A 15,846-nucleotide genomic window follows, 5' to 3' on the forward strand; every position below is an offset into this window, starting at 1 on the left:
CGGATGGAGAAGGGGGGACTGGGGGTGCTGGCGGCGGTCATGGTGCCCGTCGTGGCGGTCGCGATGCTGTTGTGGGTGCTGTTCTTCGGCGGCTCCGCTGCCGCGGCATGCCTGCCGGGCGGGGGGCCCATCAACGTCTCCGCCATCCCCGCGGACGCGAAGGTCGGCGCCTATAGACACGACCAGCTGGTGAACGCGGCACTGATCGTGAACGCAGGGGCAGCGAATGGGCTCGGCGCGGACGGGCAGACGCTCGGCGTGCAGACGGCGATCGGGGAGTCCTCCCTGGTGAACATCAGCTACGGGGACGGTGCGATCGACCCGGACGGGTCGGTCGCTGACTCGACCGGCTTGTTCCAGCAGCAGTCGAGCTGGGGCACCGTCGAGCAGCGCATGGACCCGACGACCTCGGCGGGCTTCTTCTACGACCGCCTCGTGGCCGTCGAGGGCTGGCCGGCAATGGAGCCCTCCATCGCGATCAACAAGGTCCAGCGCAACGCCGACCCGAACCACTACACGAAGTACCGCGCCGACGCCGTGGCGATCATGACCTATCTGAACGGGCTCGGTAGCACCACGACGGGGCCGGCGACGACCGGCGCACCGGTCAGTGTTCCGTCGACGCCGACCAGCACCACGCCTACGACGGCTGAGCCGGTCGGTGGATGCGTAGCCGTGTCCGGAGACGCGCAGGCCCTCGCCGCCGGACTCGTGACGGCGATGGACGAGGGGCGCCTGCGCCTACTCGAGGACCGCTACGCGCAGCAGATCCGCGACATGGCCGCCGGGACCGCCAAAGAGAACTGCGGCATCGACGTCCGGATCCTCCAGGTCATCACCATCGCCCTGAACACGTTCGGGAAGGTCGGCGTCTCCGACCTCAACCGACAGTGCACCGGTTCACTGCTGGGCGCCGGCACCGGCTCCTCGCACTGGATGAACGGCGGCGGGAACGCCGTTGACTTCTTCTCCTTCGACGGCACGGCCACCACCGGCTGCGACGCGAACGCCCTGCAACTGCTGACGGTCCTGGACCCGCAGGTGCCCCAGGGCTCTCGCGCCGGCCAGATCCAGTGCCGGTCGACCACCTATCAGCACATCACCCAGTTCGGTGACACCCCGAACCACCTGCACTTCGACGTCGCCTACGCCGACGGCCCCCTCATCACCGGATGACCGGACCCTTTCGACGTCGCGACCGCGGCGCCGATCACCCCGCACCACCCAACACAGAAAACGGAGCACACCATGTCTGCACTGCTCGCAGCAACGACCGACATCCTCACCACCGCGGGCGCGCTCGGCGCGGTCGTGCCGGATCCGGGCCCCGGCGGCATGCCCCCCGGATTCGAGGCCTTCACCACAGTCATGGGCTGGGCCAAGTGGGTCGGCCTCGGCGTTGCCGTCGTCGGCCTGATCATCCTCGGCGTCACCATGACCGTCTCCGCCCGCCGCGGCGAAGGCGGAGAGATCGGCGGCTGGCTCGGACGCCTGCTCGTCGGCGTGATCATCGTGTCCGCCGCCTTCACGATCGTCGGCTTCCTCATGGGTGCGTAGCGTCCGGAGGAAACCGACCGCACCACCAACGAAAGGCACGACGTCATGAGCGACACGGAGCAGCGCAACCCGTTCACCAGTCGAGGATTCATCTTCGGAGCGATCATCTTCGGAATCCTCGTCCTGGCCGCAATTCTGCTCGCCGTCACGTCCCTGGACAGTGGTGGCGGGCAGGGCACCGCCGTGCCCGCCACCACTGCAACGCCCACCTCCCAGGCCTCAGAGCTCGACGCCGATGCTGCGAGCATCTGCGGCCTCCCTGGACTCGACGAGAGCGGCAGCCTCGCTGCCGCACCCGACGCGGAATGGACCATCGTTGGGACCATGGCAGCGCCCTCCTCGGACGATGCAGGGCCTGGCGTCGTCGACGCCGACGGAGTCCGCAGCTGCTACGCGCACACCGTGGAAGGCGCAGCCTTCGCCGTCGCGAACCTCTGGGCGATGGGAACGGACGGCCGTCTGAGCGACCTCGTCACCGAACGCCTCACCGTCCCCGGCCCCGGTCGAGACGCCGCGCTGGCCCGCGAGACCACTCAGAGCAACACCGGCCTGAGCTCCCAGATCGCCGGCGTGAAAGTCCTCGCCTACGACGGCCAGAACGCCACCATCGACATCGCCTTCCAGATTTCCGACGGACGTCTCATCAGCTTCCCCTACGCCCTCAGCTGGTCCGAGGGCGACTGGAAGTTCGTGCTCACCGATGACGGACTCCCCACCTTCCGCCCGGTCGCTCTGCAGAGCCTCGGCGGCTACCTCCCTTGGAGCGGCACCACATGACCCCAGTCCCCGACAAAGAGCCGTGCTCCGTCGTCGACGTTCTCTGCTGGACCGGAGAAGGCATCGGCAAGGTCGTCTCGCAGGCGTCGAACGACGCTCTGCAGCAGTTCGTGAACAACATCTTGGAGGGCTTCGGCAAAGCGGTCATCTCGCTCGGCACCCTCTGGGTGAACGTTCCCTCCCCGGTGACCGTGGTCGACCGGGGAGGCGGCGTTAACGGTGGCGGTACCCCGCCCCTACCGGAAGCGTTCGAGACGATCCTCGGCTACGTGACGTGGGTCGCGGCGGGCCTCGCGGTCATGTCGCTCATCATCGCCGGCGTCATGATGAGCACCCGTCGCCGCCACGGCGACGGCGAGGCGCACATGGGACGCATTGGCGTCATCATTTTCGCCGTCTTCCTGCTCTCCTCCGCCTCAGCGCTCGTGACAGGGTTCCTGCCCTTGGCGCTGCACCTCAACGAGTCTTCGAGCGTCGTCGGCTGGGTGCAAGGGCAGCTCGAGTGGTACGCCGGAGGACTCGCGATCCTGTCGATCCTCGTCGCCGCCGGCCGCATGGTCTGGACGCAGCGCGCGGGCGAGTTGCGCACCCTCGCCCGGTCGGTACTGACGCTGATCGCCGTCGCCGGCGCGGGACTCGTCGTGATCCGTCTCGCCACGCAGGCAGGCGACGCCTTCTCGATCTGGATCCTCAACAACTCCACCGACTGCGACGTCACCAACGGTGAGAGCAACTGCTTCGGCACGAACATCTTCGCGATGATTTCGCTGACCGCAACGTCGGGTATCGGCCTCATTGGCTTGTTCCTCCTCGGCATCCTCGCCGTGCTCATGACCTACGTTCAGATCGCGCTCATGGTGTTCCGCGGCGCGATGCTCGTCGTCCTCGCCGGCATCTTCCCGATCGCCGCGGCCGCGACCAATACGGAGATCGGGCAGCAGTGGTTCAAGAAGACGATGGCCTGGACCCTCGCCTTCATCCTCTACAAGCCCGCCGCGGCGATCGTCTACGCGATCGCGTTCCGGATGACCGGCACTGATCTGTTCAAGTCGGACGGGACTGGACTGTTCCAGATCGTCACGGGCCTCGCGCTGATGCTCATCGCGCTCGTGGCCCTGCCCGCGCTGATGCGCTTCCTCGTCCCCGCTGTCGCCTCGGTGGGCGGTGGCGGTGGCGGTGCAGGCCTCCTGCTCGGTGCGGCCGCGGCCGGTGGAGCGGCGGAGATTGCCAGCGGAGCGATCCGCTCGCGCAGCGGAGGCGACAGCGGCGGGGGCGGAGGGTCGCCCGGCGGCGGTGGCTTCGGCTCCGCACCGTCCGGCAGCAGCGCCTCCGCCGGCAGCAAGGGGTCACCCGCTGCGACTCCGGCCGCCTCCGGTGCAGGCGGCGGCGCAGCAGCAGGCGGTGGCGCAGCTGGCGGAGCTGCGGCCGGCGGTGGTGCGGCAGCGGGCGGTGCGGCGGCAGGCGGTGGTGCCGCAGCCGCGGCAGGAGGCCCGATCGGTGTCGGCCTTGCGGTGGCAGGGAAGGCCGCCGAAGGCGCGAAGCACGCAGCAGGGGCGGTCAAGGCCGCCACGGACGACGCCACTGGCGGCAACGGAAGCGGGAACTGATGAGCACGGCAACTCCTACGCGCAGCGCTGAGGCGCCGCGCACGTACGGCAATTGGCGTCGCCCGCAAACTGCGGGACTCGGCGGCCTCGGACAGCTCGCCACGGGCGTGCTGTTCGTCGGCATCCTCTCCTCGATCATCGCCTCGATGTTCTCCGGCCTCGGGGCCGCGCTGATCGTCGCCGCGATCTTCGGCGGGATCTTGCTGACGGTGTCGGTGAAGGACAAGCACGGGCAGAGCGCCCTCGGAAGGACGGTGAATCGCGTGAACTGGATGCGAACGAAGGCCAAGGGAGCGAACGTCTACCGTTCAGGTCCCGCGGGTCGAGCGAAATGGGGCACGTTCCAGCTCCCCGGACTCGCTGCGGCGTCGCAGCTCTCCGAGCACGAGGACTCGCACGGGCGCCGATTCGCTCTCGTGCACGTCCCCTCCACCAAGCACTACACCGTCGTGATCGCCACGGAGCCGGACGGCGCCGCGCTGGTGGATCAGGAGCAGGTCAACAACCAGGTCGCGGAGTACGGCATTTGGCTCTCCAACCTTGGAGACGAGCCCGGCATCGAGGCCGCCTCCGTCACCGTCGAGACAGCCCCCGACACCGGCACGCGCCTGCGCTCGGAGGTCGAAGGGTCGATGGACCCCGACGCACCGGAGTTCGCTCGAGCGATGCTCTCGGAGGTTGTCAGCAGCTACCCGGTCGGGTCGGCCACGATCCGCGCCTACGTCGCGATCACCTTCTCTTCCCTGTCTCGCATCGGCGGGAAGCGCCGCAACGCGAAGGAGGTCGCCGCCGACCTCGCCGCCCGCCTGCCCGGCCTGACGACGAGCCTTGCCGCGACAGGGGCCGGCGCTGCCCGGCCGCTCGGTGCTCAGGAACTGTGCGAGGTGATCCGGATCGCCTACGACCCCGCCGCCGCCGTCCTGATCGATGAGGCCCGCGCCTCCGGGGACGTGCCCGAGCTGTCGTGGACGGACGTCGGCCCCGCGGCCGCTGAGTCCCGGTGGGAGTCGTATCGGCACGACGGCGCCGTGTCGACGTCGTGGACGATGACCTCCCCGCCGCGCGGTGTCGTGCAGTCCGGGATCCTCGCGCGCCTGCTCGCGCCGCACCGCGACGTCGCTCGCAAGCGCGTCACCCTGCTCTACCGCCCCATCGACCCGGCCCGCGCCGCGGCGATCGTGGAGGCGGACCTGAACGCGGCGCAGTTCAACAGCTCCGCGTCGACCAAGCCCACCGCCCGCTCGACCCTCTCCACCCGCTCCGCCCAGGCGACCGCGGCGGAGGAGGCCTCCGGTGCTGGCCTGCTCAACTTCGGCCTGATCGTCACCGCGACGACCACCGACGCTGTGCACGAAGCGGACGCACGCGCGGCGATCGACTCGCTGACCGCCGCGGCGCGTCTTCGAGTGCGGCCGGCGTTCGGGTCGCAGGACACCGTTTTCGCTGCGGGTCTGCCGCTGGGGCTCGTGCTCCCGCGTCACCTGCGCCTGCCCACCGAAGTGAGGGAGTCCCTGTGAGCCTGATCACCCGCCTGTTCTCCTCGAACAGTGACAACGAGCTCGAACCCGGCGAGGACGTCCTGCCGGACGGAGCGGTCACCGCCGCCCACGGCGATACGACGGGGGAGGAGCTGACCGGCGACGGCCTGCCCACCGGTGCCGTGTCGTCCTCGGCAGAGCCCGGCACCGATACGACGGCACCCTCGCGGCGGGCTGCGCGCGGGCAGGGCGAAGCTCCGGCCCCGGTAGCGGCGGTCGCTCAGCGCCCGACGCTCACCAGAGAGCGCACAACCCCGCGCACCCGGCGCCGAGAGGGGAAGAAGATCGAGATCCCGCACGGCGGGAAGAAGAAGAGCCAGGGGACGGCGCTGCGCCGTCCCTTGCGCCCGAGCATCCGAGGGTGGCTCGGCCGCGGCGGCGGTGAGGCCGTCAATGTCACGGCCGCAGACGAGTTCCGCGGGACGACCGTGCAGGTGTGCGGGCTGTACCCGTTCTCGGTCGGGACGGGTACGCCGATGATCGGGGTGCCGCTGGGGAAGAACCTCTCCACCGGCGCGTCCGTCTGCTGCGACCCGATCAGCTGGTTCCAGCGCGCGAACCTCATCAGCAACCCGTCGATGTTCGTGCTCGGCAAGCCCGGCCTGGGGAAGTCCTCGCTGACCCGTCGCATGGCCGTGGGCCTCGCCGGATACGGCACGATCCCGCTCGTGCTGGGCGACTTGAAGCCGGACTACGTGGATCTGATCGAAGCCCTCGACGGGCAGGTGATCCCTCTTGGCCGTGGCCGCGGGTACCTGAACATCCTCGACCCCGGCGAGGCGTCGGAGGCGGCGCAGCGCCTCCGGGACGAGGCCGACCGCTCGCTCGAGCGGGCCGACGAGCTCGCGCACCAGGTCGACGCGCTCGGCGTCTCCGACGACACCGCGGCGATGATCGCGGAGGTCGGCCGGCTGCGCAAGCACGCCGCGAAGGTGCAGCGCCTCGCGCACCAGGTCCTCGCGGACGCCCACGGCCGCCGGCACACGATGGTCGCCGCGCTGCTGACGATCCTCCGCTCCCAGCCGCCGAGCGACCGTGAAGAGACGATCATCGACCGGGCGCTGAAGTACCTGGACGAGCACCACCAGGGGGTGCCGGTCCTCGCGGATCTGCTGCGCGTGATCCAGGAGGCGCCGGACGAGGTTCGTCAGGTCGCGTTGGACCGCGGGAACATCGAGAAGTACAAGGACGTCACCGAGAACCTCGAAGCCTCCCTCATCGGCCTCACCACCGGTGGACGCCTGGGCGAGGTGTTCTCGAAGCAGACGACCACGCCGATGCGCCGGGACCGGCCCGTCGTCTACGACGTGTCCTCGATCGACGACTCCGAAGGCGACCTCCAGGCCGCGATCCTCCTCGCCTGCTGGTCCGCCGGCTTCGGGACCGTCAACGTCGCGGCCGCCCTCGCGGACGCGGAGCTCGAACCGCAACGGCACTACTTCGTGATCCTGGACGAGCTGTGGCGGGCGCTGCGCGCGGGTAAGGGCATGGTCGATCGCGTCGACGCGCTCACCCGCCTGAACCGTGCGCGCGGCGTCGGCCTGGCGATGATCAGCCACACCATGTCCGACCTCCTCGCACTGGCCTCCTCGGAGGATCAGATGAAGGCGAAGGGCTTCGTGGAACGCTCCGGCATGGTCATCTGCGGCGGCCTTCCGGGCGCTGAGATGCCGCTGCTGACGTCAGCCGTGCCGATGTCGATCGCGGAGCAGGGGATGCTCACCTCCTGGCAGGACCCGCCCGCCTGGGACCCCGTGTCCGGGCACGAGTCCGAGCCTCCCGGCCGCGGCCGCTTCCTGATCAAGGTCGGCGGACGTCCCGGTATCCCGGTGCGCGTCGAGCTGACCGCAGCAGAGAAGGAGGTCAACGACACCAACAAGCTCTGGCACGCGACCTCCCGCGCGGGACGTGCGGCGGAGCCACTGCCCACCGATCCCGTGAACGTTGAGATCCTGCCGTGAGCGTCCTCGTCGCTCTCGGCGCGAGCTGCGTCGCGGCCGGCGCCGGCGGGGCCGCGATCAACAGCGCGCTCCGCGCCCGCCAGCGGACGGCGGACCGCGACCGGTTCCTGCTCACGATCTGCTGGACCGGCGTCGGGCTCATGGCGAGCTTCGTCGCCTGGGACCAGTGGGACCGGGTGATCGCGTGAGCTGCCCGTCGACGCTCGCCTTCGAGGGCTACCGCTGGACCTGCCAGCGGTCCGCTCCGGGGGAGCACGGCTTCCACACGACGGATCTTCCCGTCTCCTTCGCGGAGCGGTGCCTCGCGGTCCTCTCCTGGGGGACCTCGCACCAAGCAGCCGCCGACGACTGCACCCCGCAGTGGACCGGCCCGATCTACACGGAGGAGTCCGCATGAGCGCCACCGCCAACAACCGCCGCCGCGAGCCCGGCAAGGCAGGCAACGACGGCCTGATGCTCGGCGCCGCCCTCGCGGCGATCGCTGTGATCGGCATCGTCTGGGTGGCCGTCGCGGTCGGGTCGCAGCTTGACGGAGTGAACGAGGGCCTGCCCTCCGATCCGTTCGAAATCATCTCGGGCCTGTTCCGCGGCCGAGTGGTGTGGTCGACGTCCGCAACGATGATCGCCGCGGCCGCCGTCGCCGTCATCGTCCTTGTCGGCCTCTGGCTCGTGTGGATGCGCTCACTCGGACGGAAGAACCGCTCAAGCGTCGACCACGCCGCCCGATACATGGCGACGCCGCGCGATCTGGCGCCGATGATGCGCAAGGAAGCGTTGAAGAAGTCCGCCCGCCTCGGTGTCGCTGAGAACCCCGGCGTCCCGGTGGGGCGGCTGCACCTGGGGAAGCAGATGCTCTACGCCTCGTTCGAGGACATGATGCTGCTGATCGCCGGCCCGCGCGTGGGCAAGTCGACCTCCCTCGTCATCCCCGCGATCATGGCCGCCCCCGGCGCCGTGGTCACGACGTCGAACAAGCGCGACGTGCTCGACGCAACCCGCGACGTGCGCGCCGCCAAGGGCCACGTGTGGGTCTTCGACCCGCAGCGGGTCGCGTTCGAGGATGCGACCTGGTGGTGGAACCCCCTCTCCTACGTCACCGACGACACGAAGGCCGCGAAGCTCGCGACGCACTTCGCCTCCGGCACCCGGGCAATGAACGCGAAGACCGACGCCTACTTCGACGGCAAGGGCCAAGAGCTGCTGTCCGACCTGCTGCTCGCGGCCGCGGCCGGGAACCGGCCGATCAGCGACGTGCTGCTCTGGCTGACCTCCGTCGAGGACGAGACGCCCGTCGAGCTCCTGCACGACAACGGCTACCCGACGAACGCGCGAGCGGTCCGCGGCATCATGAACACCGCTGAGAAGGCCCGCGATGGGATCTACTCGACCGCGCAGGGCATGGCGGTGTGCTTGAAGAGCGCCGCGACCGCCGACTGGGTGAACGCCCGCCCGAACGACACCCGCCAGCAGTTCGTCCCGGAGACGTTCGTCACGTCGACCCAGACGCTGTACTCGCTGTCGAAGGAGGGCGCCGGCACCGCCGGACCCCTCGTCACTGCCCTGACCGCCGCGACCATCGAGGCCGCGGAGGAGCACGCCGCGCGCTCCCGCGGAGGCCGGCTGGCGACGCCGCTCGTCGCCGTTCTGGATGAGGCCGCGAACGTGTGCCGGTGGAAGGATCTGCCCGACCTGTACTCGCACTACGGCTCGCGCGGGATCCCGATCATGGCCGTGTTCCAGTCCTGGTCGCAGGGCGTCGGCGTGTTCGGCAAGGAGGGCATGCTCAAGCTGTGGTCCGCCGCGAACGTGAAGCTGTATGCCGGCGGCGTTGCGGAAGACGAGTTCCTGCGCACCCTCTCCGAGCTGATCGGCACCTACGACAAGGAGACCACCTCCGCCAGCTACAACAAGGGCGTGCGGTCGACCACCTCGGCGCTGCGCCGAGAGAAGATCCTCGAAGTCGCCGACCTCACCAGCATGGGCCGCGGACGCGCGATCATGCTCTCCTCCGGCTCCCGCGCCGCCCTCGTCGACACCGTGCCCTGGTACAACGGCCCGAAGGAGCAGGTCGCCGCGATCAACGCCTCCATCGCCGCCCACGACGCCAGCAGCGGACCGGCGAACTCCGCGCCGGTGTCGCCCGTCGTGACGGTCATACCTCCGCTCGAGGCGCAGCCAGCGGCGGACGTCGACGTGGACCAGGACGCGACTCTCCGGGGTGAGCGATGAGCGACGAGGACCTGTTCGACGTCGACACGGATGCGTTCTCGGCCCCGGTTCGACCCGTCAATTTGCACCCCGTCGAGGCGGAGGCTGAGGACGAGGAAGAGGTGCCGGCGACGTACTTCGGATCCGCCGACGAGTGGGTCCGGAAGTTTCTCCGGCCCTCTTACCGACGCCGGGTGACGGCAAAGGGCCAGGCGGCCGGCGATCGGTGGGCGGCTGAGTGGTGGAGCAGCGTCGAGGCGCTGACCCGCATCGAAGCCCTCTGGCGGATGTGGGAAGAGATCCGCACCAGCGCCGGCTCACTCAGCGCCTACTGGATCAACCACCTCGACCCGCACATGCGAGTCCTGCTCTCACCCAGCGGACCGTTCGCAACGTCAACTGACGAGAACCGGCCAGGCGACATGCTTCCCTACACGGCACCGCCGACCGGGATGTTCCCGCCGGACGCGCAGGTCTGATGTCTGATCACCGAAGAAGCCGTGACCTAAACGTCGGAAGAGCCGATCAACTCGAAGACGCCGTGACCGAATCCTTTGACCGACGCGGTGTTCCTGCTGAGGGTGACTCCCTCACCTGTGAGCAGGACCGCTGACGCAGCGATGCTGAGGTCGACGCTCGCCGCCTCTCGACGAGGGTTGATGACGACGAGGTGGGTGCCACCGCGAAGATAGGCGAGGGGGTATCCCGCCGCCAGGATCTGTCGCGACGCATTGGTGCGCAACGCAGGCGTGCTTCGACGAAGCATGACGAGCTCGCGGACGAAGTGCAGGAGCGAGTTCGGATCGGCCAGCTGCTTCGCAACGGTCGGCCGGGCTGGGTCGGGATCCTGCGGCAAGTAGAGGTCGGCTGTCGGCGCCGTGGAAAAGCCTGCGTTGGGGAGCCGGTCATCCCACTGCATGGGGGTGCGGCAGCCGGCGCGGTTGAAGCGCGGGTCCCAGACGCTGCCCTCGGTGTCCGGGAGCCCGTCGAGGTAGCGCATGCCGATCTCATCGCCGAAGTAGATCGACGGGATCGATCCCCAGGTCAGGAGGAAGAGGAAGGCGGCACGCAGCTGCTCACCTGTGCGCGAGCCGGCGGAGAGGCGGGAGAAGTCGTGGTCGGCGGTTGGCAGGACGAGCAGTCGATCGGCGCGACCTGCTCGACGCGCGGGAAATCAGGCCCCTCCTCGCCGAGAGCGCCCGCGGCATCGAGTTCGCTCCCGCGACCGCCGAGGTCGCTGCACCGATCATCAATCGGATCGGGCTCACGACCGGACTCGAGCGGCTGACGCTCCTCCTCGAGCTCCTCACGCTGCTCGCTCGCTCACCCGCCGGCGACCGCACCCCGCTGGCGACGGAGTTCTTCATGCCGCAGCTCGATGACCGCGCGGCCGCGATCGTCGACATCGTCCTCGAGTACGCCTTCGCCGGCCACGCCGGCCAGGTAAGCGTCGGCGAAGCAGCGGACCTCGTCGGCATGCACGAGGCGACGTTCTCGAAGTACTTCAAGAAGGCCACCGGCCAGAACTTCATTGAGCTCATCCGCAAGCTCCGCATCGCCCACGCAGGGCGCCTCCTCACGACGACGACGCTGTCCATCGCGGCGGTCTGCTACGAGGTCGGCTACACCAACCTCTCGAACTTCAACCGGCAGTTCCTGGCCGAGAAGGGCGTCACACCCCGCCAGCACCGACGGGACGCCGGGGAGGCGTCAGCGTAGGCGACGGCGGCAGCAGCGACCGCAAACTGCCATGCCTCTCCAGGTGCGCGGCACCTAAACTGACATAATCTCGCTTATGAGAAGCGGCAGTGGGAAGCGCCCGGGGGAGCGCGCAAGCCCTATACCGCCTTCGACGGGCTTGCGTACCGTCGCTGACGACCCGCACCACTCCTCGAGGCACCGGACCGGTGCAGAACAGGTGACAGCACATGACTCGCGAGCAGAACATCGCCTCCCAGCAGGCCTTCGGTGAGGCGGTCAACGCCGGCGACTTCGCCGCGTTCGACGCACTCGTCGCGCCCGACTCGGTCGATCACGACCCGGCGCCCGGCCAGGCACCCGGTCCAGAGGGATACGCCGCGTTCTTCGGCGACCTGCGGACCGCGTTCCCCGACATGGCACTCGAGGTCGAGAAGCTCGTCGCGGACGACGACAGCGTCGCGTTCGCCTACACGCTGACCGGCACGCAGACCGGTGTGTTCCAGGGCCACGCGCCGACGGGCAAGTCCGTGAAGATCCGCGGCATGCAGATCAGCACCTTCGTCGACGGCAAACTCGCCGAGCGCTGGGGAAGCAGCGACGAGCTCGGCATCCTCACGCAGCTCGGCCTCGCACCCGGCGCCTAGCCGGCGGGACTCCGACGGGTTCCGAAGCTCGTGTGCAACCACACCTCGGAGCCCGTCGAGCGGAGTATGTGCGAACAAACTGACATAACGTAGATTATCGGAGATATATCCCAAGTAGAAGGGGAGGTCTGATCGAGGCGTCACCAGCTGCACCTCACTCTCGTTCTCAGCGAACCACGGTCCGGGCAGGACGTCATCCGGGCCGTCCGCGGCTTCCCCGAGGTCGAGCAGCTGCACTCGACTCTCGGCACCTGGGATCTCGTCGTACAGCTGCGGACGGCGACGACGGCCGAGCTCGACGCCGTCCTCGAACGGATCAGGGCAATCCCGGGCGTCAGGGACACGCAGACGAGCCTGCTCGTGAACTCCCTCACCGGCCAGTAGGCCGCGGCGAAAGCGGCCCGCTCGAGCAGGATGGGCCGACCGCGGACTCCTTCGAGGAGTGCTTGGAGAACTCGGCAAACTACGCGGACGACGACACTGTGTCAGTTCGCGTTACGGATCGCGACGAAAAGATCTTCAACAGCGGCTACGACCGAGCCCTCCGATCCAGTCGGGAACCCGAGCCCGGTCACAGCCACGGCGAAGTCGTCGTCCCATCGCCAGCACTCCGAGTTCGAGTACCCATCACCCTGGGGATGAAGTGCGCAATGGACGTCTCCGACTGTGATCGGATCGGTGACGGCGTCGCCGCTGTTGCCGGCCTTGAACCACTCCCATTCGGTCTCGGCTAAAGCGATCGCCGTGGTGCCCGTAAATGTGTAGATGATGCTCGGATAGTGATCGTTCGGGTCCGAGTCGTACGTCATGTGTTTCACAGTCAGTCGTTGCGGGTCACCAAAGCGCGACTTGGCAAGGCCGATCAGCCCACTCATGTCGTCGGGTGCCGATTCCGGGGGAACCGCTTCGAAGGACATCGTTCTGTCTGGAACCAGCAAAGGTGTGGTCGATGGAGTGTCACCTTCGGAGCTGGGGTCTTCGCCGTCATCGATGGTGGCGGCACCTCCGTCACTGGGGCTGGTGGGTCCAGGCAGGCTCGCCTCGATCTCCGTGCCCTCAGCTCGCGGGAACCACGCGGGGATCACCAAGGCAACGACGGCGGCGAGGGCGACCACCGTGAGGGGCAGAGTCTTGCGGCGACTCGTGAAAAGGGCCGAGATGCCCCAGCCGAGCAACGACCCAACTCCCGCGAGCAGCGCAGTACCGAGCACGCTCGTGAGCTCGCTGGCCAGAGCGATGGCGACCGCAGCGCACGCTCCGACTAGCGCGCCGGCAAGACCGGGGAGCGTCGAGTGCTCGGTGCCGGGATCCGTCGCCATAGGTCGCCAGTGTAGGTGCGCCTCGACGAGCAAGTTGAGCGCTCAGGCCGCCTTGGCGTCGCGCGAACCGCGAATGCCGCTTCGCCGACGTTCAGCGGCGACCGCACGCCGACCGTGCGGTACATGACGTCGTGGAGCGTCCCGAAGTTGGGAAACAGCCGTCGAGGGGGTGGAGCTGCTTCCGAGAGGGGTTGCCGCCCCGTAGAACAGGTACGCGGATCGAACCGAATCCACTACAGGAGGACACCATGACCGACGACCAGATTCTTGCTCTGTTCAACGAGACCTACGCCAACCCAGACGACGCTGGCTTGTTCTTGGACCCAGAGGGCGGCAGCGATGCCTACAACTGGGATTCGTACACCCGTCTCGAGACCGAGGATGCGGTTCAGGAGATCGCACCTGGTGCGAGCGAGGACCAGCTCGCGCGCCTTGCAGCCGAGCTGAACAGTTCATACTCGGCGTGGGTGCGACGTTCTGAGCTGTAACTGCTGAACGAGGGAGGCAGCGAGACGAGCTGTCACAACAGCGCGGCGCGCTGGTGCGCCCCTTAGCCACCGGCTTCTCGTACAGCTCCTGGCATCACCACCGCTTCCGGGAGGTCCCACCCGTCAGAAAAGCGTCGAGAAGTTTCCACCGCGCCTGACATAATTTCGATTATCGGAGCTTTCCTCGTGTTGCCGCGGCTCCGATGGCGGCCACTGGCATGACCCACTAGGCGAAGAGTTGCTGACTGAAGGGGGCGGACAGCGGCGCAACACCGACGCTAAAGTTTTGATTCGTTGGACCAGCCTGGGGAGGTAGCTAGTGGTCAATCACGACGCCGCACCGAGTGCACTCGGGTACTTGCACCAGGTCGACTGGGCGTTATTGAATATGCTCAAAAGCGGACCCGATCGTCCCGATCAGATGATGATGCTCGAGCAGTTTGATGACGTGTCCTGGCAAGACGATGCTGGGCCCACCGAATTATTGCAGGTGAAGCACCATATCAATAAGGGCTCACTAAGCGATCGCTCTGTAGACCTGTGGCGAAGCATTCGGGTCTGGCTTGACGACGCCGTCATGCGGGATATTGATGGACCGATGCTTTGCTTAGTTACCACTGCGACTGCAGCGCCCGCGTCTGCCGCCTCCTTGCTAAAAGTCGATGGCAACCGTAACGAAACCCGCGCCCTGGACCTACTTGACGACGCCGCCCGCTCTTCTCAATCGCAGGACACCAAGGCCGCACGTCAACTATGGCTGGAGCAGCCGAAACCTATTAGAGTAGGAGTTCTCGCGCGCCTTCGGATCCTCGACCAGTCCATCAGTATTGAGGAAGTTGGAGCGGAAACTCGAAGACTACTTTTTTGGGTGAGCCTTCCTGAACCTCAACTGGTACTGTTCGAGGCGCAGCTTCGATCGTGGTGGCACGAAGTCGCAATTGACTTACTCCTTAAGCGGAGGCCTCCCGTGACCGCCTTTCAAGTCCGTGCTCAGGCGGAACGCCTTCGAGACGGATTTACCTCTCGATCTTTACCTCGAACAGTTGGCCGGCCCGTGGCTGAAGAGGCAAGGAGAATTGTCAACCTACACTCCGGAGAGGTTTTCGTTCAGCAACTAGGATGGATTGAGGTACCTACTCGCCTGCTTGAAAGAGCAATTATCGATTTTTGGCGAACGGTAGAGCAGGCGACCGTTTGGGTGTCAAACCACCTCATTGAATTAGCTGAGCTCCAAGAATACCGCGAAAATCTTGCCGAGCAATGGGACCACGCTTGGGATGCGATGCTCCGCGGGTTACCCGACGGAGCCACCGATAAGCAAAAGTCGGACGCCGGATACAGCCTTTGGACTCAGATGCGTGACCGTACAGACCCGTATCTCCGCGCCGATTATGGGGAATCATTTTTTCGAAGTGGAGTACTTTACGAGCTCGCTAACAGCGACGCGTCCGGCCAATGCTACGGCTGGCACCCAGAGTTCGAAGCGATGCTTCGCATGCTTACAGTCGAGCGTGTCCCGTGAGCGGGCATGCCTCGGAGCCTGTCAAACCCGTCATGGAGCTTCCGTCGTGGGATTCCCGACACCCGAGCATCGCGACGATGCTGAATCCAGCTCTTATCACTGTCGTTCTCGCTGCCGCAGCCAATCGGTATCAGGCAGAGGGAAGCTCAGGCATGCCCTGGGAACTCAGTTTCCTCGTCGCGCCCATGTCGTTTCATCATGACACTCGGAAGGCGCTTCCGAGTAGGATCGATTCGCACCTTCCAAAGTGGGTGGAGCGCAATCCGGTGGTTCTCGCGGGACTGGCGCCTCGTGCTCGCGCAATGGCCCCGCATGTTCGAGAGGGCCTGCGCTATGGGCTGCGAACTCCGACACTGCAGATTGACGCGGAGGGACAGCTACACGGCGAGCTGTTCGGTCGCCTTCCACGCAAGAACGGCGCCGACGTACCGGACATGGTGAAGGCCGCCTCGTTCCTTGGCAAATGGTTCGCGACGGTCGGGTCGTCCGCAACAGTGTTTGCGATCCTCGGCGTGACACCATAG

The 15,846-nt window shown here is 67.3% G+C and carries 18 protein-coding genes; 16 read left to right on the forward strand and 2 right to left on the reverse strand.

Translation table 11 applies throughout. The features are described 5' to 3' along the window. The first annotated feature begins 3 nt into the window (after nucleotides 1–3). From C5B93_RS15475 to C5B93_RS15525, 10 genes are all read left to right on the forward strand, one after another. Nucleotides 4–1,176 (forward strand): hypothetical protein, encoded by a 1,173-nt coding sequence (locus C5B93_RS15475; protein ID WP_104292854.1) that lies wholly within the window; start codon nucleotides 4–6, stop codon nucleotides 1,174–1,176. A gap of 72 nt (nucleotides 1,177–1,248) precedes the next feature. Next, on the forward strand, nucleotides 1,249–1,557 hold the full coding sequence (locus C5B93_RS15480; protein ID WP_104261433.1) for a hypothetical protein: 309 nt from the start codon (nucleotides 1,249–1,251) through the stop codon (nucleotides 1,555–1,557). Between the two features lie 45 nt (nucleotides 1,558–1,602). Continuing rightward, complete coding sequence (locus C5B93_RS15485) at nucleotides 1,603–2,334, forward strand: hypothetical protein (protein ID WP_104292855.1); 732 nt, start codon at nucleotides 1,603–1,605, stop codon at nucleotides 2,332–2,334. Then, nucleotides 2,331–3,941, forward strand: coding sequence for a hypothetical protein (locus tag C5B93_RS15490; RefSeq protein ID WP_104292856.1), 1,611 nt, complete (start codon nucleotides 2,331–2,333; stop codon nucleotides 3,939–3,941). The genes C5B93_RS15485 and C5B93_RS15490 overlap by 4 nt, the downstream gene beginning before the upstream one ends. Then, nucleotides 3,941–5,458 (forward strand): SCO6880 family protein, encoded by a 1,518-nt coding sequence (locus C5B93_RS15495; protein ID WP_181068413.1) that lies wholly within the window; start codon nucleotides 3,941–3,943, stop codon nucleotides 5,456–5,458. The genes C5B93_RS15490 and C5B93_RS15495 overlap by 1 nt, the downstream gene beginning before the upstream one ends. 374 nt (nucleotides 5,459–5,832) lie before the next feature. Further along, nucleotides 5,833–7,440 (forward strand): ATP/GTP-binding protein, encoded by a 1,608-nt coding sequence (locus C5B93_RS17540; protein ID WP_219814056.1) that lies wholly within the window; start codon nucleotides 5,833–5,835, stop codon nucleotides 7,438–7,440. After that, a complete protein-coding gene (locus tag C5B93_RS15510) occupies nucleotides 7,437–7,628 on the forward strand; it encodes a hypothetical protein (RefSeq protein WP_104292858.1) in 192 nt (63 codons plus the stop codon). Before C5B93_RS17540 ends, C5B93_RS15510 begins: the two co-directional genes overlap by 4 nt. Next, nucleotides 7,625–7,837 carry a hypothetical protein gene (locus tag C5B93_RS15515; RefSeq protein WP_104292859.1) on the forward strand — a complete coding sequence of 71 codons (213 nt, stop codon included), beginning with the start codon at nucleotides 7,625–7,627 and terminating at the stop codon, nucleotides 7,835–7,837. The genes C5B93_RS15510 and C5B93_RS15515 overlap by 4 nt, the downstream gene beginning before the upstream one ends. Then, complete coding sequence (locus C5B93_RS15520; RefSeq protein ID WP_104292860.1) at nucleotides 7,834–9,669, forward strand: type IV secretory system conjugative DNA transfer family protein; 1,836 nt, start codon at nucleotides 7,834–7,836, stop codon at nucleotides 9,667–9,669. Before C5B93_RS15515 ends, C5B93_RS15520 begins: the two co-directional genes overlap by 4 nt. Next, complete coding sequence (locus tag C5B93_RS15525; protein ID WP_104288556.1) at nucleotides 9,666–10,127, forward strand: DUF4913 domain-containing protein; 462 nt, start codon at nucleotides 9,666–9,668, stop codon at nucleotides 10,125–10,127. Before C5B93_RS15520 ends, C5B93_RS15525 begins: the two co-directional genes overlap by 4 nt. A gap of 26 nt (nucleotides 10,128–10,153) precedes the next feature. Here the strand turns inward: C5B93_RS15525 and C5B93_RS15530 are convergent, their stop codons facing one another. Continuing rightward, nucleotides 10,154–10,648, reverse strand: coding sequence for a hypothetical protein (locus tag C5B93_RS15530; protein ID WP_104292861.1), 495 nt, complete (start codon nucleotides 10,646–10,648; stop codon nucleotides 10,154–10,156). A 125-nt stretch (nucleotides 10,649–10,773) separates the two neighbouring features. Here C5B93_RS15530 and C5B93_RS15535 point away from each other — a divergent pair, with 125 nt between their 5' ends. From C5B93_RS15535 to C5B93_RS15545, 3 genes are all read left to right on the forward strand, one after another. Further along, nucleotides 10,774–11,367 carry an AraC family transcriptional regulator gene (locus C5B93_RS15535; protein ID WP_258068245.1) on the forward strand — a complete coding sequence of 198 codons (594 nt, stop codon included), beginning with the start codon at nucleotides 10,774–10,776 and terminating at the stop codon, nucleotides 11,365–11,367. Nucleotides 11,368–11,576: 209 nt separating this feature from the next. Then, on the forward strand, nucleotides 11,577–11,993 hold the full coding sequence (locus C5B93_RS15540) for an ester cyclase (protein ID WP_056045707.1): 417 nt from the start codon (nucleotides 11,577–11,579) through the stop codon (nucleotides 11,991–11,993). A 147-nt stretch (nucleotides 11,994–12,140) separates the two neighbouring features. Further along, the gene (locus C5B93_RS15545) at nucleotides 12,141–12,377 is read left to right on the forward strand and encodes an Lrp/AsnC ligand binding domain-containing protein (RefSeq protein ID WP_104292880.1); all 237 of its coding nucleotides are present in this window, start codon (nucleotides 12,141–12,143) and stop codon (nucleotides 12,375–12,377) included. 101 nt (nucleotides 12,378–12,478) lie between these two features. On the opposite strand, the gene C5B93_RS15550 is transcribed toward C5B93_RS15545, so the two are convergent. After that, nucleotides 12,479–13,312 (reverse strand): hypothetical protein, encoded by an 834-nt coding sequence (locus tag C5B93_RS15550; protein WP_104292863.1) that lies wholly within the window; start codon nucleotides 13,310–13,312, stop codon nucleotides 12,479–12,481. 248 nt (nucleotides 13,313–13,560) lie between these two features. Here C5B93_RS15550 and C5B93_RS15555 point away from each other — a divergent pair, with 248 nt between their 5' ends. From C5B93_RS15555 to C5B93_RS17030, 3 genes are all read left to right on the forward strand, one after another. Continuing rightward, nucleotides 13,561–13,800: a hypothetical protein gene (locus C5B93_RS15555; protein WP_104292864.1), complete on the forward strand. Its 240-nt coding sequence runs from the start codon at nucleotides 13,561–13,563 to the stop codon at nucleotides 13,798–13,800. 319 nt (nucleotides 13,801–14,119) lie between these two features. Further along, nucleotides 14,120–15,322 carry an ABC-three component system protein gene (locus C5B93_RS17025; RefSeq protein ID WP_146078516.1) on the forward strand — a complete coding sequence of 401 codons (1,203 nt, stop codon included), beginning with the start codon at nucleotides 14,120–14,122 and terminating at the stop codon, nucleotides 15,320–15,322. A 32-nt stretch (nucleotides 15,323–15,354) separates the two neighbouring features. After that, nucleotides 15,355–15,846, forward strand: a complete 492-nt coding sequence (locus C5B93_RS17030; protein WP_258068246.1) for a three component ABC system middle component — start codon at nucleotides 15,355–15,357, stop codon at nucleotides 15,844–15,846.

The sequence above is a fragment of the Rathayibacter sp. AY1A2 genome, from assembly GCF_002930935.1.
GTDB lineage: Bacteria > Actinomycetota > Actinomycetes > Actinomycetales > Microbacteriaceae > Rathayibacter.

What these genes read in the sequence shown, in the direction of transcription:
- C5B93_RS15530 (WP_104292861.1), bottom strand. Translation starts at nt 10,648, where the DNA reads ATGCGCTACCTCGACGGGCTCCCGGACACCGAGGGCAGCGTCTGGGAC.
- C5B93_RS15490 (WP_104292856.1), top strand. Translation starts at nt 2,331, where the DNA reads ATGACCCCAGTCCCCGACAAAGAGCCGTGCTCCGTCGTCGACGTTCTC.
- C5B93_RS15555 (WP_104292864.1), top strand. Translation starts at nt 13,561, where the DNA reads ATGACCGACGACCAGATTCTTGCTCTGTTCAACGAGACCTACGCCAAC.
- C5B93_RS15475 (WP_104292854.1), top strand. Translation starts at nt 4, where the DNA reads ATGGAGAAGGGGGGACTGGGGGTGCTGGCGGCGGTCATGGTGCCCGTC.
- C5B93_RS15495 (WP_181068413.1), top strand. Translation starts at nt 3,941, where the DNA reads ATGAGCACGGCAACTCCTACGCGCAGCGCTGAGGCGCCGCGCACGTAC.
- C5B93_RS15520 (WP_104292860.1), top strand. Translation starts at nt 7,834, where the DNA reads ATGAGCGCCACCGCCAACAACCGCCGCCGCGAGCCCGGCAAGGCAGGC.
- C5B93_RS15550 (WP_104292863.1), bottom strand. Translation starts at nt 13,312, where the DNA reads ATGGCGACGGATCCCGGCACCGAGCACTCGACGCTCCCCGGTCTTGCC.
- C5B93_RS17030 (WP_258068246.1), top strand. Translation starts at nt 15,355, where the DNA reads ATGGAGCTTCCGTCGTGGGATTCCCGACACCCGAGCATCGCGACGATG.
- C5B93_RS15485 (WP_104292855.1), top strand. Translation starts at nt 1,603, where the DNA reads ATGAGCGACACGGAGCAGCGCAACCCGTTCACCAGTCGAGGATTCATC.
- C5B93_RS15540 (WP_056045707.1), top strand. Translation starts at nt 11,577, where the DNA reads ATGACTCGCGAGCAGAACATCGCCTCCCAGCAGGCCTTCGGTGAGGCG.
- C5B93_RS15480 (WP_104261433.1), top strand. Translation starts at nt 1,249, where the DNA reads ATGTCTGCACTGCTCGCAGCAACGACCGACATCCTCACCACCGCGGGC.
- C5B93_RS15525 (WP_104288556.1), top strand. Translation starts at nt 9,666, where the DNA reads ATGAGCGACGAGGACCTGTTCGACGTCGACACGGATGCGTTCTCGGCC.